21 protein-coding genes are annotated in these 25,854 nt (G+C 38.8%); 11 read left to right on the plus strand and 10 right to left on the minus strand.

Annotated features, from left to right (window positions below):
- Positions 1-293 precede the first annotated feature (293 nt).
- The 4 genes from IE199_RS04470 (at position 294) to IE199_RS04485 (ending at position 4,765) form a co-directional block, all read left to right on the plus strand.
- Positions 294-1,220: a porin gene (locus IE199_RS04470; protein WP_189767688.1), complete on the plus strand. Its 927-nt coding sequence runs from the start codon at positions 294-296 to the stop codon at positions 1,218-1,220.
- Between the two features lie 168 nt (positions 1,221-1,388).
- Positions 1,389-2,090: a phosphate regulon transcriptional regulator PhoB gene (gene phoB, locus IE199_RS04475; RefSeq protein WP_189767690.1), complete on the plus strand. Its 702-nt coding sequence runs from the start codon at positions 1,389-1,391 to the stop codon at positions 2,088-2,090.
- 9 nt (positions 2,091-2,099) lie between these two features.
- Complete coding sequence (gene phoR, locus IE199_RS04480) at positions 2,100-3,410, plus strand: phosphate regulon sensor histidine kinase PhoR (RefSeq protein WP_189767692.1); 1,311 nt, start codon at positions 2,100-2,102, stop codon at positions 3,408-3,410.
- A 389-nt stretch (positions 3,411-3,799) separates the two neighbouring features.
- Positions 3,800-4,765, plus strand: coding sequence for a PstS family phosphate ABC transporter substrate-binding protein (locus tag IE199_RS04485; protein ID WP_189767694.1), 966 nt, complete (start codon positions 3,800-3,802; stop codon positions 4,763-4,765).
- Between the two features lie 93 nt (positions 4,766-4,858).
- On the opposite strand, the gene ppx is transcribed toward IE199_RS04485, so the two are convergent.
- From ppx to IE199_RS04530, 9 genes are all read right to left on the minus strand, one after another.
- On the minus strand, positions 4,859-6,370 hold the full coding sequence (ppx, locus tag IE199_RS04490) for an exopolyphosphatase (protein ID WP_189767696.1): 1,512 nt from the start codon (positions 6,368-6,370) through the stop codon (positions 4,859-4,861).
- Between the two features lie 14 nt (positions 6,371-6,384).
- A complete protein-coding gene (ppk1, locus tag IE199_RS04495; protein WP_189767697.1) occupies positions 6,385-8,502 on the minus strand; it encodes a polyphosphate kinase 1 in 2,118 nt (705 codons plus the stop codon).
- A gap of 134 nt (positions 8,503-8,636) precedes the next feature.
- Entirely contained in the window at positions 8,637-9,134 is a 498-nt protein-coding gene (locus IE199_RS04500) for a glycine cleavage system transcriptional repressor (RefSeq protein ID WP_189767699.1), read from the minus strand.
- A gap of 26 nt (positions 9,135-9,160) precedes the next feature.
- On the minus strand, positions 9,161-9,529 hold the full coding sequence (locus IE199_RS04505; protein WP_189767701.1) for a PilZ domain-containing protein: 369 nt from the start codon (positions 9,527-9,529) through the stop codon (positions 9,161-9,163).
- Between the two features lie 110 nt (positions 9,530-9,639).
- Positions 9,640-11,322, minus strand: coding sequence for an energy-dependent translational throttle protein EttA (gene ettA, locus IE199_RS04510; protein WP_189767703.1), 1,683 nt, complete (start codon positions 11,320-11,322; stop codon positions 9,640-9,642).
- A gap of 223 nt (positions 11,323-11,545) precedes the next feature.
- Positions 11,546-11,959 (minus strand): response regulator, encoded by a 414-nt coding sequence (locus IE199_RS04515; RefSeq protein ID WP_189767705.1) that lies wholly within the window; start codon positions 11,957-11,959, stop codon positions 11,546-11,548.
- A gap of 77 nt (positions 11,960-12,036) precedes the next feature.
- Entirely contained in the window at positions 12,037-12,810 is a 774-nt protein-coding gene (locus IE199_RS04520) for a LytR/AlgR family response regulator transcription factor (RefSeq protein WP_189767707.1), read from the minus strand.
- Positions 12,804-13,787 (minus strand): sensor histidine kinase, encoded by a 984-nt coding sequence (locus IE199_RS04525; protein WP_189767709.1) that lies wholly within the window; start codon positions 13,785-13,787, stop codon positions 12,804-12,806. The genes IE199_RS04520 and IE199_RS04525 overlap by 7 nt, the downstream gene beginning before the upstream one ends.
- Before the next feature lie 65 nt (positions 13,788-13,852).
- Positions 13,853-15,709, minus strand: coding sequence for a CIA30 family protein (locus tag IE199_RS04530; RefSeq protein ID WP_189767711.1), 1,857 nt, complete (start codon positions 15,707-15,709; stop codon positions 13,853-13,855).
- Between the two features lie 233 nt (positions 15,710-15,942).
- On the opposite strand from IE199_RS04530, the gene IE199_RS04535 reads away from it, so the two are divergent.
- Entirely contained in the window at positions 15,943-17,508 is a 1,566-nt protein-coding gene (locus IE199_RS04535) for a protein adenylyltransferase SelO (protein ID WP_189767713.1), read from the plus strand.
- Between the two features lie 15 nt (positions 17,509-17,523).
- Here IE199_RS04535 and IE199_RS04540 read toward each other — a convergent pair whose 3' ends face one another.
- Entirely contained in the window at positions 17,524-17,964 is a 441-nt protein-coding gene (locus tag IE199_RS04540) for a CBS domain-containing protein (protein ID WP_189767715.1), read from the minus strand.
- 203 nt (positions 17,965-18,167) lie between these two features.
- On the opposite strand from IE199_RS04540, the gene IE199_RS04545 reads away from it, so the two are divergent.
- The 6 genes from IE199_RS04545 to IE199_RS04570 all read left to right on the plus strand — a co-directional run bounded on the left by IE199_RS04545 (position 18,168) and on the right by IE199_RS04570 (position 25,845).
- A complete protein-coding gene (locus IE199_RS04545) occupies positions 18,168-20,402 on the plus strand; it encodes an ABC transporter permease subunit (protein WP_189767717.1) in 2,235 nt (744 codons plus the stop codon).
- A 14-nt stretch (positions 20,403-20,416) separates the two neighbouring features.
- Complete coding sequence (gene pstA / locus IE199_RS04550; protein ID WP_189767719.1) at positions 20,417-22,051, plus strand: phosphate ABC transporter permease PstA; 1,635 nt, start codon at positions 20,417-20,419, stop codon at positions 22,049-22,051.
- 78 nt (positions 22,052-22,129) lie between these two features.
- On the plus strand, positions 22,130-22,954 hold the full coding sequence (pstB, locus tag IE199_RS04555) for a phosphate ABC transporter ATP-binding protein PstB (RefSeq protein WP_189767721.1): 825 nt from the start codon (positions 22,130-22,132) through the stop codon (positions 22,952-22,954).
- A gap of 24 nt (positions 22,955-22,978) precedes the next feature.
- Positions 22,979-23,695, plus strand: coding sequence for a phosphate signaling complex protein PhoU (phoU, locus tag IE199_RS04560; protein ID WP_189767723.1), 717 nt, complete (start codon positions 22,979-22,981; stop codon positions 23,693-23,695).
- Between the two features lie 165 nt (positions 23,696-23,860).
- Complete coding sequence (locus tag IE199_RS04565; protein WP_189767725.1) at positions 23,861-24,541, plus strand: TIGR00153 family protein; 681 nt, start codon at positions 23,861-23,863, stop codon at positions 24,539-24,541.
- 8 nt (positions 24,542-24,549) lie between these two features.
- Positions 24,550-25,845 carry an inorganic phosphate transporter gene (locus IE199_RS04570; protein ID WP_189767727.1) on the plus strand — a complete coding sequence of 432 codons (1,296 nt, stop codon included), beginning with the start codon at positions 24,550-24,552 and terminating at the stop codon, positions 25,843-25,845.
- The last annotated feature ends 9 nt before the right edge of the window (positions 25,846-25,854 follow it).

The raw sequence follows: 25,854 nt of genomic DNA on the forward strand, positions 1-25,854 counted from the left end.
TTAAAAATCCTGTGCATGAAATTGATTGTAGTCATTTTGTCTTACGATTACAGTTTTTTTCAAAAAAAATACATTTTTTAAAAAGAAAATTTCTTAAATTTCCACGATATAGACTATAGTTCTTTTGATTGACGTACTAACACTTTGTCACTAAATTGACATAAATTTCACATATAAATGAAGCATTAAATTCATTTAAATGTAAAAAAAGGTTCATATTGTCACAAAAGTGTCATCTTTCGAAGGCACAATGTGCGACAAATTATTTACTACACTCTTTCATAGGTGAACACATGCACTTTTCAACTCGCACCCTAGCTGCTGCAATCGTTACAGCATTATCGTTACCGGTAACGGCTGCTGACATTGATATCTATGGTAAAGCAAATTTAACCGTTCAATCTTCAGATGAAGGAGAAGGATCTTTTACTGAAGTTAAAAGTAATGCTTCACGCATCGGTTTAAAGGGAACTCATGAGCTATCTGACGGTTTATTCGTTGTATACAAAGCAGAGTTTCAGGTTGATCTAGACGGTGATAGTGCCAAAGGCGATAGCATTACTGATAGAAACCAATACGTTGGTTTAAAAGGTAACTTTGGTGAAATATTAATAGGTCATAACGATACCTTAACCAAGCAAATTCAAGGTAAAGTTGATTTGTTTAGTGACCTAAATGGTGATATTAAAAGCTTGTGGAAAGGTGAAAACCGCATGTCGGATAGCATCACCTACAAGTCAGCTAAATTTGGTGACTTTCAATTTGGTTTAACTTATGTAGCAGAAGATAGTGTTGATGGTGAAGATGCAACATCAATTGCTGTTATGTACGGCGACCAAGCACTGAAGAAATCTAAATTATATGCGGCGATTTCAGTCGATAGCGAAATGAATGGCTATGACATTACTCGTGCTGTTGTATCAGGAAAACTAGGTGGATTCACTTTAGGTGCAATTGCGCAAACCCAAGAAAATATTGATTCAGGCCAAGAAATGGACGGTTTTATGGTATCTGCTAAATACCCAATCAACAACTGGACGTTAAAAGGTCAAGTGCAAACTGCTAGCTTTGATGGCGGTGATGACAAAACTGGTGTTACTGTTGGTGCGGACTATGCACTTGCAAAGAGCACTAAAGTATTTGGTTTCTATACAACATTTGATATGGATACTGGTGCTGATGAAGATTATTTAGGCGTTGGTTTAGAATACAAATTCTAATCGCCTGTTCAATAAAGAAAAAAGCGGCGTTAAGCCGCTTTTTTCTTGCCAATAACAGCAATATAGACAATGATGATCTAAAATATCTAGACATGTCATAAAATTGTCACAAAAATTTATCACAATGTTCATTAGTAAATGTCGGATGACTATTGGGAAGTTTTTTAAATGAACAGACAAATTTTGGTTGTGGAAGACGAAGCACCAATTAGAGAAATGATCACTTTTGTATTGGAACAGAATGGATTCAATACCATAGAAGCAGAGGATTTTGATCAAGCAAAGGCTAAAGTTGTCGAGCCTTATCCTGATCTCATCCTACTTGACTGGATGTTGCCTGGTGGCTCTGGTGTTAAGTTGGCAAAGTCACTTAAACAAAATGAGTATACTCGCTCAATTCCAATCATCATGTTAACTGCACGTGCAGATGAGGATGATAAAGTAAAAGGGTTTGATGTTGGCGTTGATGACTACGTGACTAAACCTTTCTCACCTAAAGAATTAATTGCTCGCATTAAAGCCGTAATTCGTCGAGTTTCTCCTACAGCGTTAGAAGAAGCCATTGAGTTTCATGGTATGAAACTAGACCCTGTGGCTCATCGAGTTTCGATCAATGACAGAAATGTTGATTTAGGCCCAACAGAGTTTCGCTTGTTACACTTTTTCATGACGCATACTGAGCGTGTTTATAGTCGCGAGCAATTATTAGATAACGTTTGGGGAACCAACGTTTATGTTGAAGATAGAACGGTTGATGTACATATTCGACGTTTACGTAAAGCGATTGCGGGTGAAGGTCACGAAGACTTTATTCAAACCGTTCGTGGTTCAGGCTATCGCTTTTCCGGTAAAGTTAAAGCAGGTGTTTAATTAAAACTTATGTATTTTCGTTTATCGGCTAAGGCAATATTTGCGAAGTTTTTAATTGTTTTAGCAGTAAGTGCTGGGGTTGGTTTATTGTTTGGCCAACCCTTTTTGTTTGTTGCAATATCAGCCGTCGTCATTTTATCTTGGCACTACATTCATTTGATAAAATTAATGAAGTGGTTGTGGAAGAGCCGCACGATTTCACCTCCTCATGCTGATGGTATTTGGGGACGAATTTATGACGGCTTGTATCGACAAACAAGGCAATACCGCCAAAAACAAAAAACGCTAAATGATAAAATTAGACAATTTAGAGATGGCGCTGAAGCGTTACCAGATGCTGCACTAGTTTTGTCAAATGACCTTACTATCCAATGGGGTAACAAAAAGGCACAACGAATTTTAGGGATACGTTGGCCAGGAGATGTTGGGCAGCGTATTGACAACCTTATTCGTTTTCCTGAATTTGCCAAGTACATTGAAGCGGCAAACTTCGACCAACCTTGTCACATCCAATCGCCAATAAATTCTGACATTATGCTTGAATTACGTTTGATGCAATACGGTGTTGATCAAGTATTATTTTTAGCAAGAGACATCAGTAAAATTCATCGCTTGGAAGAAATGCGTAGAGATTTTGTTGCCAATGTATCACATGAACTAAAAACGCCACTTACGGTAGTTCGTGGTTATGTTGAGATGGTACAAAGCACTGAACATGCACTTGACCCATATTGGCAGAAAGTTTTTGATACCATGGAAACCCAAGTCTCTAGAATGGATCGCTTAGTTGAGCAATTACTTGTGTTATCTCGCGTAGAAATTCACATGGACGAAGAAGAAAAACATTTAGTAGATATGCCTAAATTGTTAAAAGCATTAATTGATGATGCTCAGTGGCTAAACCAAGATAAAGGACACACTATTACCCATGAAATTGATCCAACCTTGGCTCTAGAAGGGTTAGACAATGAATTAAAAAGTGCCTGTTCAAACTTAATATCCAATGCCATTGGTTATACACCTGCAGGCGGTAATATCCATATTTCATGGGTTAAAGACGGCAATAAAGCGAAGTTTTCCGTAAAAGATGATGGCCCAGGTATAAGACCTGAGCATGTTAATCGCCTAACTGAACGATTCTTCCGTGTTGATAAATCTCGTTCAAGAGATACAGGTGGCTCAGGTTTAGGTTTAGCGATTGTTAAACATGTACTTAATCATCATCATGCTGAATTAGCGATCAATAGCCGTTGGGGGCAAGGAAGTGAATTTATTATTTACTTTGAACCTAAGTGTATTAGAAGTTTGAGCGTCGCCTAACACTACTTATTTGTAAGGCCTTGTTAATTTTATAAATTGACAAGGCTTTTTTAATTCAATTGATATAACCCAAATTTGCTTTAGAAAATGTGCTAAATACAAAAAACAATAACTTAGCATTCCCTTATAAATCTAGTTCGATATTTTTTATAGGAATTCAAGATATTTTGGAGCTGGAATAGCTAGCTAATTCACTTCAAACTAAAGCAGAAGTCAGTAAAAATAGCACCCAAAACCGTATTGCTTATACGAAGCTGAGGTTAAATATAAATGACATTTTTTTTAATCCTGTCATATAAGTGTCACAAACCATAAATATAATCGTCATATTAGCTTTATATAGTGTTCACAAAATTACTGAAAGTAACACTCTCAATTTGGAGATTAATATGAATTTTAAACGAGCTTTAGGCGCTATCAGTCTAGCAAGCATGGTAAGCTTTTCGGCGGCAGCAATTGATAAAGATTTACCTGAATACAACAAAGTTAGTGGTATTTCAGGCAACTTATCATCAGTTGGCTCTGACACATTAGCTAACATGATGACTTTCTGGGCGGAAGAATTTAAGCGTACATACCCTAATGTTAACGTTCAAATTCAAGCAGCCGGTTCTTCAACTGCGCCACCAGCGTTAACTGAAGCAACTTCAAATTTAGGCCCAATGAGCCGCAAGATGAAATCTCGCGAAATTGAAGCCTTTGAAAAGCGCTATGGTTACAAACCAACGCCAGTGCGTGTTGCGATTGATGCGTTAGCAGTTTTTGTTCATAAAGATAACCCAATTAAAGGCCTACGTATTGACCAAGTGGATGCTATCTTTTCTAGCAACCGCAAGTGTGGTGCAACAGAAGATGCAGATCGTTGGGGTGACTTAGGCTTAACAGGTGAGTGGACTGGTAAAGATATTCAACTTTATGGTCGTAACTCAGTATCAGGTACTTATGGTTACTTCAAGAAAAAAGCACTTTGTAAAGGTGACTTCAAAAATAGCGTAAACGAGCAACCGGGTTCAGCGTCAGTAGTACAATCTGTATCAGCGTCACTTAACGGTATCGGTTATTCAGGTATTGGTTACAAAACATCAGGTGTGCGTGCGTTACCACTAGCGAAAAAAGGCGATAACTTTGTTGAAGCATCAATGGAAAATGCAATCAACAAAACATACCCACTTTCTCGTTTCTTATATGTTTATGTTAACAAACATCCTAACAAGCCATTAGCGCCAATGGAAGCTGAGTTCTTGAAGATGGTACTTTCTAAAACGGGTCAAAAAATCGTAGAAAAAGACGGTTATATCCCAGTACCAGCCTCGGTAGTAGCAAAAGAATTCGAAAAATTAGGTTTATCAATGTAATTACATTAGAAAACCGCTTAAAACAAAGCCCTTGCTAGAAATAGCTGGGGCTTTTTTGTGTCTATGTCGGGGCTGGCAGAACTATTGGTATTATTACGTGAGTTTAATTAACAAAGTGATACCGATCTTTTCTAATTGTTGTACTTCGTAAAAAAGTTCAGTATCAATGATTGGGCGCTCTTTTAGCCACTGACGGTTAATGGCAAGTGTTAATTTATTGTCATCTGCATGCAAGGTAATTGGGTAATCACTTTCTTGTTGCCTTTGTTGACTTAACAGTATGCTCAATCTTAAAAGCACACATAACTTTTGTAGGATGTCTGTGGAAAGGTGGTGAGATTGTTCTACTAACATGGGTATTATTCTTTTGCGCTGATTACCGACAATCCAAGCAAGAGCACGTTGTTGCTCTTGGTTAAACCCGGCTAAATCTGCCTGCTCTATTATATATTGACCATGTTTTTGATAGCCTGAAGCGTTAATATCAACGCCAAGTTCATGTATCAAGGCAGCAAAAGTAAGTAACTCTTTGTAGATTGCTTTGTTTAATTGCCACGCTTCTTTAGTTTGCTGATATAAAGTAAGCGTTAGCTTATTCACTATGCTTGCTTGTTGGGTGTCTATGTTAAAACGTGTCGCCAAGCCATCAATCGTCCGTTGTCGAACATTGTTGTGCTGCATGTTTTCTGCCTGTTCAAACAAAACACCTTCACGTAGCGCATATTGGCAATACTCAATTTCTTTGATATCTAAACATTGCATGACCGCTTGTAAAATAGCGACGCCTGAACAAATAACGGCTCTACGACTTTCTTTTAAGCCTGCTAATTGAATATCTTGTGTATTATCAAATGCCAAAAGTTGCTTTTTGAGTTGCTTAACGTCACGCAAGGTAACAGGCTGAATAATTTCGTTTTCAGCGTTTACTATATTGGCTATCGCTTTTATTGTGCCTGAAGTACCTAAAACGTGCTGCCAACCACATTGACTAAAGCGTTTAACAATATTATCAACTTCATGGCTGGCACTTCTAATTGCCTCTTTAAACGCCTTCGCCGTAATTTTTCCCTCTGGAAAAAATTGCTGTTGATAGCTAACACAGCCCATATTTAAGCTATCTAAACGTTTAACATCGTAACTTTGCCCTATGATGCACTCTGTACTACCACCACCAATATCGATAACCAATTGCTGGTGATTATTTTGTCTATGATGAGCAACGCCTTGATAAATCAAACGTGCCTCTTCATGGCCTGAAATAATTTCGATAGGAAAGGGGAAAACTTTTTCGGCAGCTTTTAAAAAGGCTGCCGCATTGCTGGCTTGTCTGAGTGTGTAGGTAGCAACCACGCGGAAATTATCAGGCGCGATATGTTGTGTTGAAATGGCCAGTTTTTGTAAAACTGCTACTCCTCGAACAATCGCCTCTTGTGATAAAACGTCATGCTGATCTAGACCCTGTGCGAGCTGGACGCGATATTTTTCGGCGTGCAGAATTTGCACTTGCTCTTCTACTTGTCTGGCTAACACAAAATGAAAGCTATTGGAGCCAATATCGAGTGCAGCACGGTATTCCGATGAGGTGTCAGCTGATGGTTGCGTCATTCTTACTTTGTTATCTAAATCGCTCGGGCTATTTTGTCATTCTTTTCTTGTTCTACCAAATAATTATAGATATCAATTTGTGATCTAACTGGTTTTTTTCTGCCATTTTTTACATAAGTGTTATCTTGTGCTGCATTGATTATGCGTGCTTTTTTATTATCGTTAAGTTGAATATTAATGATGTCGATAATGCGTTGTTTTAATACGGGGTCATATATGGGGCAGCTAACTTCCACGCGATGATCAATATTACGTTCCATCCAATCTGCAGAGCTAATGTATAGGTCATTAGCGCCACCATTATGGAATATCATTACACGGGGATGTTCTAGAAACTGATCAACAATAGAAATAGCAAAAATATTGTCACTTATGCCTGGTTGGCCAGGTACAAGAGAGCACATGCCACGAACAATAATGTCAATTTTTACACCGGCTTTGCTCGCTTGATACAGGCGTGTGATCAGACCCTTATCAATTAAGTTGTTAACCTTTAGCGTAATTTTTGCTTTGTTACCTTTCTTGGCATGATTAATTTCGTTGTCAATTAACTGATAATAACGCCGTCTAGAGGTAAGTGGCGAAACAATTAAATGATTAAACCTGAAACGCTTATAGCTATGGGCGATAAATGAAAAAACATTGTCAACTTCTTGAGCGATTTCTTTGTGTTTAGTAAACAAGGAAAAGTCTGTATAAATTCGAGCATTTTTTTCATGAAAATTACCCGTTCCAATGTGAGCATAACGTGCAAGTTTATCGTTTTCTTGTCGAGTAACTAAACATAACTTTGAATGAACTTTTAATGAATCAATACCAAACTCTACATGAATTCCAGCATCTTTCATGCGTTTTGCCCATTCGATGTTTGCTTCTTCATCAAATCTGGCTCTCAGTTCAACAACAACAGTAACTTGTTTGCCATTTTTTACTGCTTCAATCAGTGAATGAATAATTTCTGATTTTTTTGCCACTCGATAAATATTGATTTTAATCGTTTTAACCAAAGGGTCGTATGAGGCTTGTCTGACAAACTCAGTGAAATGCCTAAATTTATGATAGGGGTAATACACTAATATGTCGTTTTGAGTAATATCATCAAATGACAAATTATTGCTGCCAAAGCGCGATGCATCTAATGCAGGCAAATCAACTTTTTCTAACTCTCTGCCGCCTAAATTAGGGAAGCTAATAAAGTCTTTAAAATGTCGATAACGAACACCCGGCACTAGGTTATTTTGATCTTTAATTTTTAATGATTTTCTTAAATATTTGAGCATGTAGTCAGGCATGTTTTTGTCATATCCTAAACGCACAGGATCGGCTGTTAAGCGTTGCTTAAGGCCTTTCGACATCTTGTCTAACAAGCTCTGATCTAATTCATCATTTAAATCATATTCGGCATCACGTGTCAGTTTTACGGAATAGGCGTCAATTTCCTCGTAGTCAATCATGCCTTTGAAAATATCGCCAAGAAAGTAATGCACGATGTCATCCACCATCACAATACGTTGCGTCTGTTTATCTTTGTCTTTAGGCAAAATAATAAAACGATTAACGTCTGAACGTGGTATTTCAATTAATACATACTGCACGTTCTCTTGTTGTTTCAGCGCCACTAAAAGATATATACCATCGTCATCTAAACAGCTAACAAGCTGGGTGTTTGATGCAATAAAAATAGGGGTAATATGGCGAATAATGTGGTTTTTAAATAGGGTAGTTATAAAGTGCTTTTCATCGGGGTTGAGCTCTTGATCAAAAACGGTGGATTTTTCGTCGTTAAATAGTAGTTCAATATTATGCGCTTTTAATTCTTCAAAGGCCTGGCGAGCATGGCCTCGAAACGACTCAGTTAATCTAGCTACTGTGTCGTGAATTTGTGCCAGCAATAACTCTAAGTTTTTTTGTTCTTCTGTTTCTACATCAGATTTTGCATTTTCAAGAAGTAACTTTCGACGGATATCTGCGACACGAACACGAAAAAACTCATCTAAATTGGAGGAGTAAATACCCAGAAAATGTATACGCTCAATTAACGGCACTGAGCTGTCGCCTGCTTCTTGAAGCACGCGTTCATTGAACGAAAGCCAACTTAGCTCTTTATTAAAAAAAAACTTCTTATCAATCATTTTTATTTTTTGCTAATGAAGCAGCCCATTAGGTTTTATATTGAAAATCAATGACGTCAGTATAATTGAGAAATATGACAGTAATAAGAACACTGTCTTATTACTGTAACAAAAGTATGAAAAGTTAAAAGTGGTTAATCTCTTGAAATATCAACCATAATGTCATCGGCTTTGCTTTCCAATGCGCCAATAAGTGTATCGAGCTTATCTTCACTTACATCTATATTTGCCGTAGCAGTAAATAATTCTACACCAGTATGAGGCGCACTTTGTCTTGAACTCACCAGTTTTATCAGATTGCCACCATGGTGATGAATAGTAGATGAGATTTCTTGTATGATGCCCGAGCGGTCATTAGCCGTCAGCTCTAGTGTCACTTTACCTTTGTTGCTACTTGACTGGTTTGCTACCTTAATAATGCAATCAAAATCGGGAATACTGTTGAGCTGATCAACAAGTGCTTGCGACTCTTCTTCACTGACTGCAACCTCAATAACACCAGCAAAAAATCCACTTAAATGATGTAAGCTACTGGTTTGCCAATTACCTTTATATTGCTTGATTACGTTAGATATTGTGTCTACAAGACCCGGACGGTCAGGACTAGCAAATGACAGAATAAGATGATTCATAAAGCATCCTTTTTTAATGTGGGTAATTATTCTGAAAAACTTCTGGTCAGTTGTGAGAGCTCTTTATTTAGCTGGCTTTCATCACCTAAATTCAGTTCAACGAGGCGTCGTAGATAAGTTACGCTGTCTATATCAATAGCGTTACAGCGTAAGCCAATTTCTTCTGGCTCAACATGAACTACAGCGACATGCATACAAACAGGTGCATCATTTTCGGATAAGTTAAAACTCAGTAACCCTAATTTATTTAAGATATCATCATCACTTTTGGGGGCACTGACAAGCGCTCCATTAAGCGAAATATCATGAATATTAATAGAGTAAATTTTATCTTCTATTTCTAATTGAGCATCGATAGAAAATAATATTCTGGTAAATTGACGTCTATTTTCCATTGAACCGCAAAAGTGATTAATCAATATATTTAGCATAGCGCTATTTATAAAAAAAGCACCTTAAATATTTATTAAGGTGCTTTTTTAGTGATTAAAAAGTAAAGAAAAGTTTATTTACTAATACGTTTGTATTTTATTCTATGAGGCTCAGTTGCTTCTTTACCCAATGTTTTCTTTAACCATTCTTCATAATCGCTGTAGTTACCTTCGTAAAAGTTAACTTGGCCCTCATCTCGATAATCGATAATGTGTGTAGCAATTCTGTCTAAGAACCAGCGGTCATGCGAAATAACCATGGCACAACCAGGGAATTCAAGTAGTGCTTCTTCAAGTGCACGCAATGTTTCAACATCAAGGTCGTTGGTTGGCTCATCCAGTAGTAATACGTTACCACCAGATTTTACTAATTTCGCCAAGTGAACACGGTTTCGCTCACCACCAGATAAATCACCAACATGCTTCTGTTGGTCATTGCCTTTAAAGTTGAAACGAGAGCAGTATGCTCTAGCGTTAATTTCGTAGTTACCAATTTCTAGAATGTCGTGACCTTCTGAGATTTCTTGATATACCGTGTTGCTGTTGTTCATGTCATCACGGAACTGGTCAACACTGGCCAATTTAACGGTATCACCTAGTTCCACAGAACCTGAATCTGGTTGTTCTGTGCCTGATAACATTTTAAATAGTGTTGATTTACCTGCACCGTTGGCACCTATGATCCCCACAATAGCACCTTTAGGAATGCTAAAGCTTAAATCGTCAATCAAAACACGATCGCCAAACGACTTGGTTAGGTTTTTGACATCTAAAACTTTGTCGCCTAAACGCGGCCCTGGTGGAATGTAAAGCTCGTTAGTTTCGTTACGCTTTTGATGCTCTTGGCTATTAAGCTCTTCAAAACGAGCCATACGTGCCTTACTTTTCGCCTGACGACCTTTAGGGTTTGAACGAACCCACTCAAGCTCTTGCTTAATGGTTTTTTGTAAGGCATTTTCAGCACGCTTTTCTTGCTCAAGGCGAGCGTCTTTTTGCTCAAGCCAAGAAGAGTAGTTACCTTCCCACGGAATACCATGGCCACGGTCAAGCTCTAATATCCAACCAGCAACGTTATCTAAGAAATAACGGTCATGGGTAATCGCAACTACAGTGCCGGTATAGTCGTGTAAGAATCGCTCTAACCATGCAACTGACTCGGCGTCTAAGTGGTTAGTTGGTTCGTCAAGAAGCAACATATCTGGCTTAGAAAGTAATAAACGACAAAGTGCGACACGGCGGCGCTCACCACCTGATAAAACAGAAATAGGTTGTTCCCAATCTGGTAAACGTAAAGCATCTGCAGCACGCTCTAAAACGTTATCAATGTTATGACCATCTTGTGCATTGATGATGTTTTCTAATTCACCTTGCTCTTTTGCTAAGGCATCAAAGTCTGCATCTGGTTCTGCGTACGCAGCGTACACTTCATCTAATCGTTTGATGGCGTTTTTAACTTCTGAAACAGCTTCTTCAACCACTTCTCGAACATTTTTGCTTTCGTCCAGTTGTGGTTCCTGCGGCAAATAGCCAATGTTTGTACCAGCAAGTGCTTTTGCTTCACCTTCAAAGTCTTTATCAACGCCCGCCATAATGCGAAGTAATGTTGATTTACCCGCGCCATTTAGGCCTAAAACGCCAATTTTTGCGCCAGGAAAGAAAGATAATGAGATGTCTTTTAAAATCGTACGTTTTGGTGGCACCACTTTGCTAACGCGGTGCATCGACATGATAAATTTGTCGGGTAATGGTTGAGCCATTGGGAAACCTTTTTTAAAGAATTAAATAATTGCCGACATTTTAGGTGATGCTGAACAACAGGGCAATGAATTGCTATATCTTTGTTTTTATTTGCGGATAATTTCTCTTGTTTTTTGGCGACTTTGATTAATGCAAGCTAATTTAAACAACAACACGATGAATATTTATCGAGGGGAAGGTTGAATCGCCAGTAAAAAAGCACTGTATAAAAGGTACGAAATGTTAAACAGAAAGCTGCTGTTTTTTGATATTTGCTAATAAGCGGTCAAGTTCTTCAAATTTTATAGGTTTCTTTATATATCCTTTGACATTGTTTAAACGTAAGGTTTTTTTCAGTAGTGGTTCATCAAGCTCAGCGCCCGTCATTAAACAACACACTTGCTCTGGTTTGTCGTGGTTAAAACGTGTTAATAATTTATAACCACTTAAGCTACTCATATATAAATCACATAACACTAAGAAATAAGATTTTTCTTTAAAAAACTGAATGGCCTCCATGGGGCACGACGTTGGGGTGACACGGTATCCCAATTCTTCTAGCAATGCGGCAATAGCTTTTAAAAAAATTGGTTGGTCATCTATTAGCAGTATCAAGTTGTTACTGGCACGTTGTGCAACATTGGCTGTTTCCGTCACTGGAAAAGTCCTTTAAAAATACTTTCTTTAAAGTTAGTCGATAATTACCAGACAGCAAGTTAGCTAAAGCCAACAAGTTAAAAGCCTATCAGTGACTTAAGCTTTTCTGCGCCGGCTCTGCTTGTGCTAATCTCAGTTTTTTTATCATCATCGATGATCAGCATTAACTTGCCATTAAACCAACGTTGGATTTCACTGACGTGGTCAAGGTTAACTAAATAACCACGATGAACCCTGACAAATTGTTGAGCCGCTAAAGACTGCTCTAATTGATCCAGACTATCGTTGATATGACTAAAGCGTTCACCGTCCCATGCAAGTGTATTACCTTGCTCTGACTTAATAAATTTTAGGTGTTCAGGCTTTAAGAGAAAAATGCGATCACCATTTTTGCTGACAAGTTTTTTTTGTTGCCCAGATTGTAAATTAAATACCTGCTGCTCTTTGTTTTGATACGCACAAGCGTCACGTTGTGTTGCCAATTGAGCTGTTGCTTTCTCAATAGCTGATTTTAATCTGCCCAGAGGAAAAGGTTTGAGTAAGTAATCAATAGAAGACTTTTCAAAGGCTTGAATAGCATATTGATCGTATGCTGTGGTGAAAATAATGAGAGGTTGATAATCGAGTAAGTCAACAACATCTAGCCCGTCAATTTCAGGCATTTGAATGTCGAGCAAAACAATATCTGGTTGTAGTTGATTAATTAAAGAAACCGCTTCTTTGCCCGTTGTTGCAAAACCTAATACTTCAATGTTGTCGAGCATGCTTAATTGGTGGGAAAGTTTCTCTTGTGCAGGTTTTTCATCTTCAGCAAAAATTAAAGAATATGTGCTTTGATTTTTATTTAACATAATGGCACCTCCAACTTTACTTGTGCTCCGGGTACATTAGCGAGATGAATCTTGCCTCCCTCTAACTGGTCAATGCGTTGCTGCAGATTTTTCATTCCAACGCCTTTTCCATAACCTTGCGTTAATATTGGCTCAATAAAGCCTGTGCCATTATCGGTTACTGTGACCATTAGTTTGTTATCTATTCGCCTAATTTTGATAGCTATTTTTAAGTTGGTTTGTTTTGCATTGTGTTTAATTGCATTTTCAATAATAGGCTGTATTACCAAGGGCGGAATATTGACATTATTCAGTTCAGTGGGGCTATCAATGGTTACCTCTAATTTGTCGGCAAATCGGGCTTTCTCAATATTGAGGTATTTTTTGATAATGCCCAGCTCTTGCGATAACGGAACAAATTTATGAGCAGAGGTGTCGAGTGAGTATCGTAAAATGTCAGCAAGTTCATGTAGTACATCGTCAGCTAGATCTGGGTTGGTATGAATATAAGCCGAAATGGTGTTCAAGCTATTAAACATAAAATGTGGGTTGAGTTGATAGCGCAATGATTCTAGCTGAGCCTGCTTTCGTGATTGTGTCTCTATCAGCGCTTTTTGTCTGGTTTCTAGAAAGCGAAAAATAAAATAAATGATAGTGCCCCAAAACAAGGCGTTAGGTACTACATACCAGCCCATACGAGGAACTTGGTACAAGCTATTAATCATCAAATCGGTAACGGCGTTACCCAATGATAGAGCGACAATGACAATTAACCACTCAACTATAGTGCCTATATTTGTATTTTGTCTTAGTTTTAAAATCAGGTAACCAGCAAGCCAAACCGGCAACCAAAAAAAGGTGACAAACCAAATAGCTGACGCATAAACACTACTCATGCTAACGGGCGACAAACCGACTAACACCAAGGTGATGCTGTAACATATATCAACGGTTAACAAAGCAAAAAAGCTAATTTTAAAAAAAGGATGTTGTAACATGATTGAGCCGATATTTTTTTGCTAGGCAGGGCATAAGGGTACACCCTGCAACTTACATTGAGAAGTTAAAAGTAGCCTATTGATTTTAGGTGAAATTCATTGTTTGGCACTGGCGGTGGTGTTCCCGGCATTGAGCGCCACACAAAGTTCAAACCGGTGATACTTTTGGCTGACCATTGGACTTTGTTACCAAAGCCAAATTGTTTAAATTCGCTAAAGGGGACTTTAACCGTTGTCCAATCTTCACTAGCCGGTAACATCTTTGAAAAATGATCCCAGTCTTGAACTTCGCTATGATAAATCGATAGGGTAAAAGGCGCTTTAGAACCCTTATATGTTAATGCTACTCCATCAAAGTTTGACGCATCATTTGGCTGTTTAAAGCGAATCTCGGTTCCTGCCCATGCACCAAAATGTGTAGGTTTGCCCAGTGATGTTTTTACTGTTAACACTTTATCTTTTAGCACTAACTCAGTAGCTGAGCCACCGCCCATTGCGCTATCAGATACAGTTAACCATTGGTTTTTGTCGTTAAAGTTATCGATCACGGCTTGCGCGGTTTGTGACGTTATATTGGCATTACATTCCTGGCCAACTGGCTGGATTATTTGGTTTCGCTCAGCCAATTGTTCGCGATTGATTTTTACTCCCTCCTTGTACACAGCATTTATATGATGAAGTGCGTTGATGTTTTGCAAAGGGTTTTCATTTAACAAAATAAAGTTAGCTTTATAGCCTTGAGCCAGTTGCCCTTGTTTATCATCAACTGCTAGGGTTGTTGCACCATTGATGGTTGCTGCATTGATAATCTCACCATTTGCAAGTCCTGCCATTGCCAAGGCATCAATCTCATTGTGCAAACCTATGCCATGTAAGGTGTAGGGGTTACCGGCGTCTGATCCTGTTGCAATTGTTACCCCAGCTTTATGCAATTTCACAATATTTTGATATGCATGAGCACGCTTTTGCCACATGGTTTTAAACCATACATTTGGCTCTGGTACTTTATCAAATAAACAACCCTGAAGCTTTTTGTGTAATACGGGCAGTAATTCAGTTTGATGGCTAATTTGTTGGTGCTCACTTTCGCTAGCATGATTATGGTATACCGCAAGAGTCGGGATGTAAGTAACATTATGGGAAAGCATCAGTTCAATAAACTCTGCATCAATATCTTCACCGTTAATGCCGTGAGCTAATGCGCTGGCGCCTGCTTTAATCGCGCGTTTACCATCAGCTAATGTTGATACATGAACAAAATAGGGCAGGTTGGCCGCTTTAGAACGCTTGCCAAGCTCTGCCAGTTGAGTATCAGTTAAGGTATTGCCCATACCACCAAAAGATTCAATAACAGCTTTTGTTACATGAGGATTAGTCGCTAAATGTTGTTGCCACAGCGCTTCAATATCACTGTCTTGGTTTATTACATATGCCTTGCCACCAAATTGAGTTCCATGACCACCAGGGTTGGTAAATAAGGTGCCTGCGTAAAATAGATTAGGTGAGGTTTGTGTCTGTTGTAGCTGTTTTGCTTCAGTTAAAACGTTGTCGAAAGAAAACAGATCAACTATGTCAGTTACTCCTAAATAAAGGTTGGCGTTAAAGTGCGCCTCTACAGGTAAATATTGAAAATTGGTGTAATTGCTGCCTGATGAACCTAAATGAACATGTAAATCCATCAAACCTGCAACTGCAAACTGACCTTTAGCGTCGATGACGTGATCTGCCACTTTTTGTTTGTGCGTGGACGGAAGTAGCTTCACAATGTTGCCATGTTCTATATAAATTGAGGTTGGGGCTGAAAACATCTGCTCTGCTGGTTGATAAAGCTTAACGTTATCAATTCTCAATTCTGTAGCCATTGCATTTGAACTTAATGCAAAGATTACCGCACTTAATGCTTTTATTGTTGGTGTTGCCATCAGTTTTCTCCAGTTAACCTGTTTTGGTGTTGATGACACTTTATGAATTTAATACTCTCTTGTCGGTTGATATCCAGCCAATTGACACTTTTTGACCTTGAATCGACCTATTTTGCCGACGAATAAAAATGCTTTTTTGATAAAGAGCTCGATATTTCAATTGGTATAAGTTATTTCGCCTAACAGGGAAAACGAGTACACTGTTGACACCAATCGACAGTTAGTTACTCCTGATGTCATTACCGTTAAACCACATCGACAATCGCTTTACCACTCAATTACCTAAAGACACTAGCAGCGATAATTATTGCCGTACGGTTGAACGCGCCGCTTTTTCATTTGTGTCACCCAAACAAACAAGTGCACCAGAATTATTACTATTAAATAATGCCTTAGCTGAAAGTCTTTTTATTGAAACTCAAGACCATGAACACTTGGCTAAGTTATTAACAGGTAACGATTTACCTGAGGCTCTTATGCCATACGCGATGAACTATGGTGGTCATCAGTTTGGTCATTGGGCTGGACAACTGGGGGATGGTAGAGCCATTAATTTGGTTCAACTGCGTGATAAAGATGATGCATTGATAACGCTGCAATTAAAAGGTGCAGGGCCAACGCCGTATTCTCGAAATGCTGACGGTTTGGCGGTACTACGCTCTTCCATTCGCGAGTTTCTTTGCTCTGAAGCTATGTATCATTTAGGCATAGCAACAACTAGAGCATTAAGCTTAAGTTTAACAGGCGATAAAGTTACTCGCGATATGTTTTACGATGGGCACCCTAAGCTAGAGTTGGGCGCAATTGTTTGTAGAACATCAACTTCTTTTATGCGTTTTGGAAGCTTTCAATTGCCCGCATCTCGTGGTGATCTAACCCTACTTAAACAACTGGTTGATTACAGTATTACTCAAGATTTTCCGCATTTAGGTGAGCCCAATGCCGATGTGTATTTACAATGGTTTAGCGAGATTTGCCAGCGCACCTGCTTATTGATGGTGAATTGGATGCGAGTTGGGTTTGTTCACGGAGTGATGAATACTGACAATATGTCGATTATAGGTGAAACAATCGACTTTGGACCCTATGGTTGGATTGACGAATTCGATCTTAATTGGACACCAAACACCACAGATGCACAAGGAAAACGTTACCGCTTTGGTGCTCAGCCGCAAATTGCTCAATGGAACTTGTTTCAACTTGCCAATGCAATTTATCCGTTAATTAACGAAGCAGACGGCTTAAATACCCAATTGAGTGAGTTTGCAACAAATTACGAACGCCAATGGTTAGAAATGATGGCCGATAAAACAGGATTGGTGATTAAGAATCAGCAAGCAGATGCTGCCTTGTTGGAGGCTCTAGAAACTGTTCTGCAAGAAACACCGACGGATATGACAATATTCTATCGGTTATTGGCTTCGTTACCCGAGCTGTCAAATGAGTGGCAAAACCATTTGGCACCAGCTTTTTATCAAGACTTTACATCAGCACACTGGCAAGTACTTAATGAGTGGCTGGTTCAATATGTATCACGTCTTAATCAAGAGCAAACGAGTGCAAGTCAGCGCAAAGCGATGATGAATAAGGTTAATCCTAAATATGTGTTGCGTAACTTTTTATCTCAGCAAGCAATAAAGGCTGCTGAACAAGGTCAGTTTGATAAGCTACAAACCTTATATCAATTGATTCAACAGCCGTATGATGAGCAACCCGAATTTGAACAAGAATATTTTGTTAAGCGCCCTGAGTGGGCCAAAAACAAACCTGGATGCTCTATGTTGTCTTGTAGCTCATAGTAGCGAGTCTTAGTATTAGGCTTTAGTGTGTTGCCCGAGTTGTTTATGACGATATTGCACGGCAACAATCTTAATAATATCGCGCCATGTGATGATGCCTATTGGTATAAAATCGTCATTGACGATAGGTAAACACGATATTCTGTTGTCATAAAAAAGTAATACTGCTTCATTTAGCGTTGTGTCTTTATAAGCGGTAACCAACTCTCTGCTCATAAATAAATTCACTTTTTTACGCAGTAATGAGGTGTCTCTGGGCGTTTCATTTCGCGTATTTATGTGCGGGCTTAATTGCTTATATAAATCTCGGTCAGTAATTACACCGGCCAACTCTTTACCATTTAAAATCAACAAATGGTGTATTTTATGTTCATCGAAGGCTAACTTAGCCTTGGCTAAATCATCGTCAATATCAAGGGCGATGATATTTTTAGACATCCATTTTTCAATACTCATGATTTTCCCTTAACTGCCTTCACATCAATAAGTTGTCATTTAAAGATTATCAAATCGCTAAAAATTAACAATGTTATCATTAAAAATTCACGCTAAATGCTTACGATTTTTAGTGACTATTACACCCATGTCACAAAAGTGTCACAAAAGTGTCTTATAATCGCCGCAATTAAAATTTTGACTTAAGATCAAAGGTACTTTTAGTGACAATAGCGTTGAAATCGGTTGGCTCTCGTCAGCTGAAAAACTCGTTAGCGCGATGGTTAATAACACTCGGTGGAGTCAGTGTGTTATTTACTCTTGTGCTTATATTTCTCTATTTACTTTATGTAATTAAACCCGTTTTTGAATCAGCAAAAATTGAACCTGTGCATTCTTTTGCATTAAACAATCAAGAAAAAGTCTTGGCGACAGGTTTAGATGAGCTGCAAGAACTAGCTTATACCATTGATGAGCAAGGGCGCATTCAATATTTTGCGTTAAAAGCAAGCAACAATGTGTCGGTAGGGGAAAAGGCATTTGATCTTGAGTTGCTAGACCAGCCACTTAAGCGTGTTATTTCAGGCCATGGTGATAAAAAGCTCTTAGTTACTCAAGATAACAATATTCAGCTGGTTGCTCCTAGATTTCAGGCGACGTACGACACAGGTACGCGTGAAATTATTCCAAACATTACTTATCCGCTTGGTGAAGAGTTTATCGCAGTAGATGAACAAGGTGTGGCATTACAACATATTGCATTTGCGATGAATGATGAGCGTGCAGTATTTGTTGCCTTTACCCAAGATGGTCGATTAATAAAAACCAATTTATTGGCTGATGATGATTTTTCTTATGATCCAGCGTATTCGATTGAATATCAGGAAATTACCTTAGACAGTAAACGAGTTGACGAAGTTAAAGTTACTCCAGATGCAGCAATGGCATTTGTTCGCAGCGCAGATCGCGTTTTTGTGTTTGATTTAAGCACTGATGATAATGAGCTTAAAGCAACCATTATCCCTCAGTTAGAGCAAAATCGTACTAAGCCACAACAATTGACGGCAATGGCTTTATTGTCAGGCAGCAGTTCGGTGTTGTTAGGTGAAAGCGATGGTACAGTAAGTCAATGGTTTGAAGTGGCGACAGATAACGGTCGCGAATTCAAAAAAATTAGAAGTTTTGATGTAAGTAACACTGAAGCAATTAAGCAAATTTATACGGAGCAATACCGTAAAAGCTTCTACACATTAACAGCAAAAGGCGAAATGGGCGCATTTTATACCACCAGTGAAAATGACTTGTGGCGTGGCAGTTTTACGAGCAAAGTGCCTGAAAGTTTTGTTATTTCACCTCGTGCTAATGGCTTATTGATGTTAAACGATAGTCAATTGTCGCTTTACTCTGTAAAAAATGATCATCCAGAAGTTACATGGTCAGCCCTTTGGCAGCAAGTTTGGTATGAAGGCTATCCAGAGCCTGATTATATTTGGCAGTCAACGTCAGGTTCAGATGATTTTGAAGCCAAATTCTCTTTAGTGCCAATTTCTTTTGGTACGATGAAAGCGGCTCTTTACGCTATGTTATTTGCTGTTCCTATTGCACTTGCCGCAGCAATTTATACCGCTTACTTCATGACACCTGAACTGCGTAAAAAAGTTAAACCTACCATAGAAATTATGGAAGCTTTACCAACGGTTATTTTAGGTTTCTTAGCGGGCTTATGGCTTGCGCCAATTGTTGAACACAATTTGCCAGCAATAGCCATGTTGCTGATTGCGCTACCAGCAACCGTATTTTTCACTGCTTTTGCTTGGCACAAATTGCCAAAAGAGATAAAGGCGAAAGTGCCAGATACATGGGCACCACTTATTTTGATCCCAACATTGTGTCTTGCTGCATATTGCTCTTTTGCTTTATCACCTTGGATGGAAGCTGCATTTTTTGGTGGTGACGTTCGCCAATATATTACTAATGATTTAGGTATCGACTTTGACCAACGTAATGCGTTAGTGGTTGGGATTGCCATGGGTTTTGCAGTGATTCCAACCATATTCTCAATGGCAGAGGACGCTATTTTCAGTGTGCCAAAACATTTAACTAGTGGCTCGTTAGCTCTTGGTGCTACACCGTGGCAAACACTGATTAAAGTCGTTTTGTTAACCGCAAGTCCAGGTATCTTTTCTGCGATAATGATGGGATTAGGACGTGCAGTTGGTGAAACGATGATCGTATTGATGGCAACGGGTAATACGCCTGTGCTTGATTGGAGTTTGTTCCAAGGTATGAGAACGTTATCAGCTAACATCGCAGTAGAAATGCCAGAGTCTGAAGTGGGAAGCTCTCATTATCGTATTCTGTTCTTAGCAGCGTTTGTGTTGTTTGTTTTTACTTTCATTTTTAATACGTTAGCTGAGTTTGTTCGTCAGCGTTTACGTGAAAAATACAGCTCGTTATAAGGTGATTATAAAAGATGAATAAGTGGTTTAAATCTGGCTCACCTTGGATCTGGTTATCTGCCGGTGGTGTGAGCTTAAGTTTAATTTCAGTTTTAGGGCTTTTGTACTTAATTGCCAGCAATGGTTTATCGTACTTTTGGCCATCAACACTGTATCAATTTGATATGGTGAATCAAAAAGGCGAAAACGTAACTGTTATTGGTGAAATTTACGATCGCGTTACGGTTCCTGCAGAGCAACTTGCTCACTTAGATATGGACTTTAAAGGCGAAGATTCGGTTGAGCGTTTACTCATTAAAACAGGTAACCGAGAATTAGTACCGTTAGACTTTCGCTGGATCATGGTACCGGAAATCGTAAAAACAACGACGCCTAAAGACTTAGTTGTGATTGAAAGGCGCACCAATGGTAACTTTTATGGTTTCATTGAAAGTTTATATCTTGATGGCAAAGAAGTCTCACATGAACGCATGGATGAAATGTTAGATCGTGTTACTGAATTACAAGGGCAAATGGAAGAGCTACAAAAGGTCGATATTGGTGCCATCAACTATCAAATTGAACGTTTACGTTTAAAAGAGCGTAAGTATCGCTTAAAAGATGAGTTAACTGCAGAACGTGAACAAGCGATTGCTCAAGAGTTAAAGACATTACAGCAAGACTACATTGTTTTAGAACAAAAACTGATGGCAATGCGTGATCAAGTATCTCGTGACCACATGAATGTTAGAGCGATGGACGGTCAAGTGGTAAAAATTGGCTTTGAAAAAATTCTTAAAATTCAAACGAACAATCAATTTGGCTTTTTTGAAAAATTGGGCACTTTCTTTGTTCAGATCGCTAACTTCATTATCGATGATCCTCGCGAAGCAAACACTGAAGGTGGGGTATTTCCAGCCATTTTTGGTACGGTATTAATGGTCTTGTTAATGACGGTTATCGTATCTCCTCTGGGCGTGGTTGCCGCAATTTATTTACATGAATATGCGGGTAAAAATGCCTTTACTAAATTATTGCGAATTGCCGTAATCAACTTAGCCGGTGTTCCTTCTATAGTTTATGGTGTTTTTGGTTTAGGCTTTTTTGTTTACATGGTTGGTGGTTCAATTGACCAATTGTTCTACCCAGAAACTTTACCAGCACCTACATTTGGTACACCTGGTGTTATGTGGTCAGCGATTACGTTAGCGATTTTAACACTGCCTGTAGTGATTGTTTCTACCGAAGAAGGTTTAGCGCGTATTCCTTCGGCTATGCGTCACGGAAGTTTAGCTTTAGGTGCAACTAAAGCAGAAACGTTATGGCGAATTATTTTACCAATTGCTAGCCCTGCCATTATGACAGGTATTATTTTAGCGATTGCTCGTGCAGCAGGTGAGGTTGCACCACTCATGTTGGTTGGTGTAGTTAAAATGGCACCAAACTTACCGCTTGATGGCAATTTCCCATTCTTGCACCTTGATCGTAAGTTTATGCACTTAGGTTTCCATATTTACGATGTTGGCTTCCAAAGCCCGAACGTCGAAGCGGCAAGACCTTTGGTATACGCCACAGCCTTATTGTTGGTTACTATTATTGTTGCCTTGAATATGACAGCTGTTTCTATTCGAAACCGCTTGAGAGAAAAGTATCGCATGTTAGAGCACTAATTTATTTCAGTGCACTAGTGTTTTAACCGGGGAGGATTACTCCCCAATGCAAAAAGTTTTAAAGTTAAAGAGATTATTATGATTACAGTTAGCCCGCAAAATATTGCCAACAGCGAGTCAAAAATAGACTTAGCTAACTTGTCACCAGAGCAAAAGGCTCTAGATATCAATAATTTGAATTTGTTTTACGGCGAGAAACAAGCCCTGAATGATATCAGTATGGCGATTCCAAAAGGTCAAGTTACCGCATTTATAGGTCCAAGTGGTTGTGGTAAGTCAACGTTATTACGTTGTATTAACCGCATGAATGACCTTGTAGATGGCTGTCGCATTGAAGGGCAAATTAACTTGCACGGTCAAAATATTTATGAAAAACATGTTGATGTTGCTGCACTTCGTCGTAAAGTTGGTATGGTGTTTCAGCGTCCCAATCCATTCCCAAAAAGCATCTATGAAAATGTTGTTTATGGCTTGCGTATCATGGGTGAAAACAATCGCCGTGTTTTAGACGAAGCGGTAGAAAAGTCTTTAAAAGCGGCTGCACTTTGGAATGAAGTTAAAGATAGATTACACGAGAGTGCACTTGGGCTTTCTGGTGGTCAACAACAAAGATTGGTTATTGCCAGAGCCATTGCTATTGAACCAGAAGTGCTATTATTAGATGAGCCAACGTCAGCACTTGATCCTATTTCAACGCTGACGATTGAAGAACTTATTAATGATTTGAAAAAGCAGTTTACCGTGGTGATAGTAACTCATAACATGCAGCAAGCGGCTCGTGTTTCGGATCAAACTGCCTTTATGTATATGGGGGATCTCATTGAATATAGCGATACTAATACGCTTTTCACCACCCCAGCTAAAAAGAAAACTGAAGATTACATCACTGGCCGTTACGGTTAATTTGACGGACTGAGGGGAAATATTGTGGACAATTTAAATATCGGCCGTCATATCTCTGGCCAATTTAATGAAGATTTAGAGCGCGTTATTAATCATGTAATGCAAATGGGCGGCTTAGTTGAAAAACAACTTTCTGATGCATTAACATCAGTTTATGAAAGTGATGAAGAACTAGCAAAACGCGTACATGCCAATGATTACCAAGTTAATAAGCTAGAAGTAAGCATTGACGATGAATGCACGCGTATCATTGCAAAACGCCAACCAGCTGCTGGTGATTTACGACTGATTATGGCGATTGTAAAAACGATTGCTGATTTAGAGCGTATTGGTGATGAAGCTGAAAAAATAGCGGAAGTTACCTTACAAAGTTTAGGAAAAGATCATAAAGATCTGTTGCAAAATTTAGATAATTTAGGTCGCAGAGTGCTAGAAACTTTGCAAACAACATTAGATGCTTTTACACGAATGGATGTTAATGCCGCGATTAAAATTCATCGAACTGATGCTAAGATTGATCGAGAGTATGAAGCACTGATGCGTCAATTAATGACTTATATGATGGAAGAACCACGTTCTATTCCACAAATTATGACGGTTATCTGGTCGGCTCGAGCATTGGAGCGTATAGGTGATCGTTGTCAAAATATTTGTGAATACATCATTTACTTTGTAAAAGGTAAGGTTGTGCGTCACACTTCACCAGAAGATATTAAAAAACTTAAAGATTCTACTGAGTAAATCGTAAGTATTAATTTGATTATGAGTGTGTAGTTTTATACTACACACACTTTTTCTGCGGAATTAGGCACTAATTTTTGATAATGTTCTTCCGAATTTGTTGCGATTAGGTTAATATCCGCGCCGAAATATCACAAAGAGCAATTGAGCTCCTGGAAAACTATTATGACCAGTAATTCAATCTTAGGTGTATTTGCAAAATCACCTTTGAAACCATTAGAAAAACACATTCGAATGGTTGCAAAGTGTTCACAAGAACTGATCCCATTTTTTGATGCAGTAATAGCAAAAGACTGGGATAAAGCCGAAAAAATCCGCGCCTCCATTTCAAAGCAAGAACAAAAAGCCGATGGCATCAAACGTCAGATTCGTTTGGAGCTACCAGGTGGTTTATTTTTGCCAGTTGATCGCGCTGATCTTCTCGAATTGTTGACACAGCAAGACAGGATTGCCAATAAAGCCAAGGATATTGCAGGCCGCGTTGTCGGCAGAGAAATGGATATTCCGGAAATTTTGCAAAACGAATTTTCTCAATATTTGAATCGTAGCATCGATGCAATCGAAAAAGCCGCTGAAGTTATCAATGAACTTGATGATTTGCTAGAAACCGGTTTTAGAGGAAGAGAAGTTGAGTTTGTACATAAGTTAGTTCATCAACTTGATGAAATAGAAGATGATACAGACGACTTACAAGTCACCATTCGCAGAAACTTACGTGCGATTGAAGACACATTAAACCCGGTAAATGTAATGTTCCTTTACCAAATTATTGAATGGGTAGGTGATTTAGCTGATTTAGCTGAACGTGTTGGTGCCCGTTTAGAACTAATGCTAGCGAAGAAATAAGGTAAAGCATGGAAATTTTAGCAACACATGGCTCGATACTAGTCATGATTGCCGCGATTGTCGGCTTTTTTATGGCGTGGGGTATTGGTGCAAACGATGTAGCCAATGCTATGGGAACCTCAGTTGGTTCTAAAGCGCTTACCATCAAACAAGCGATTATTATCGCGATGATTTTTGAGTTCGCTGGCGCGTATTTAGCCGGTGGCGAAGTAACTTCTACGATACGTAAAGGTATCATCGATCCTACCTATTTTACCGCCATACCAGATCAACTTGTCTTCGGTATGATTGCGGCACTTTTAGCTGCAGCAACTTGGTTGCTTATTGCTTCAACATTAGGTTGGCCAGTATCTACAACTCACTCAATTGTTGGTGCAATCATTGGTTTTGCTGCAATAGGTGTTAGCCCAGATACGGTTGCTTGGGGTAAAGTTGTTGGCATTGTTGGTAGTTGGATTATAACGCCGCTGATATCCGGTGTAATAGCATTCATCATCTTCAATAGTGCCCAAAAGCTAATTTTTGATACCGATAAGCCGCTCGATAACGCCAAGAAATATGTGCCGTTTTACATGTTTTTAGCGGGCTTTGTTTTATCATTAGTGACCGTTAAAAAGGGTTTAAAACATATTGGTTTAGAAGAAATAAACCTTGGTTTTATTCAGTTTGAAATTTTAGGCCCTGGTGGTTACTACTTAGCAATCTTTATCGCTGTAGTTGTTGCATTAATTGGTAAGGTCTTTATTGCAAAACTTAAGTTTGATGAAAAAGCGGATAAAAACACACACTATGCCAACGTTGAAAAAGTATTTGCTATTTTAATGGTTGTTACTGCATGTTGTATGGCTTTTGCTCATGGTTCAAACGACGTAGCCAATGCGATTGGTCCGTTAGCTGCAGTTGTTAGCATTGTTGATAACGGTGGTGAAATCGTTGCCAAATCACCATTGGTTTGGTGGATATTACCGTTAGGTGGTTTAGGTATTGTTGCTGGTTTGGCTATTTTTGGTCATCGTGTAATAGCAACAATAGGTAAAGGCATTACTCACTTAACTCCAAGTCGTGGTTTTGCTGCAGAGTTAGCTGCTGCATGTACCGTAGTTATCGCTTCGGGAGCGGGTTTACCAATTTCTACGACACAAACATTAGTTGGTGCGGTATTAGGTGTCGGTATGGCTCGTGGTATTGCGGCAATTAACTTAGGTGTTGTACGTAATATTGTGGTTTCTTGGGTAATTACATTGCCGGTAGGTGCTGGCTTATCAATTATTATCTTCTGGATTCTTAACGCCGTATTTGCGTAATCGAGTGAT

The organism is Thalassotalea marina (assembly GCF_014656435.1).
GTDB classification, from domain to species: Bacteria; Pseudomonadota; Gammaproteobacteria; order Enterobacterales; family Alteromonadaceae; genus Thalassotalea_C; species Thalassotalea_C marina.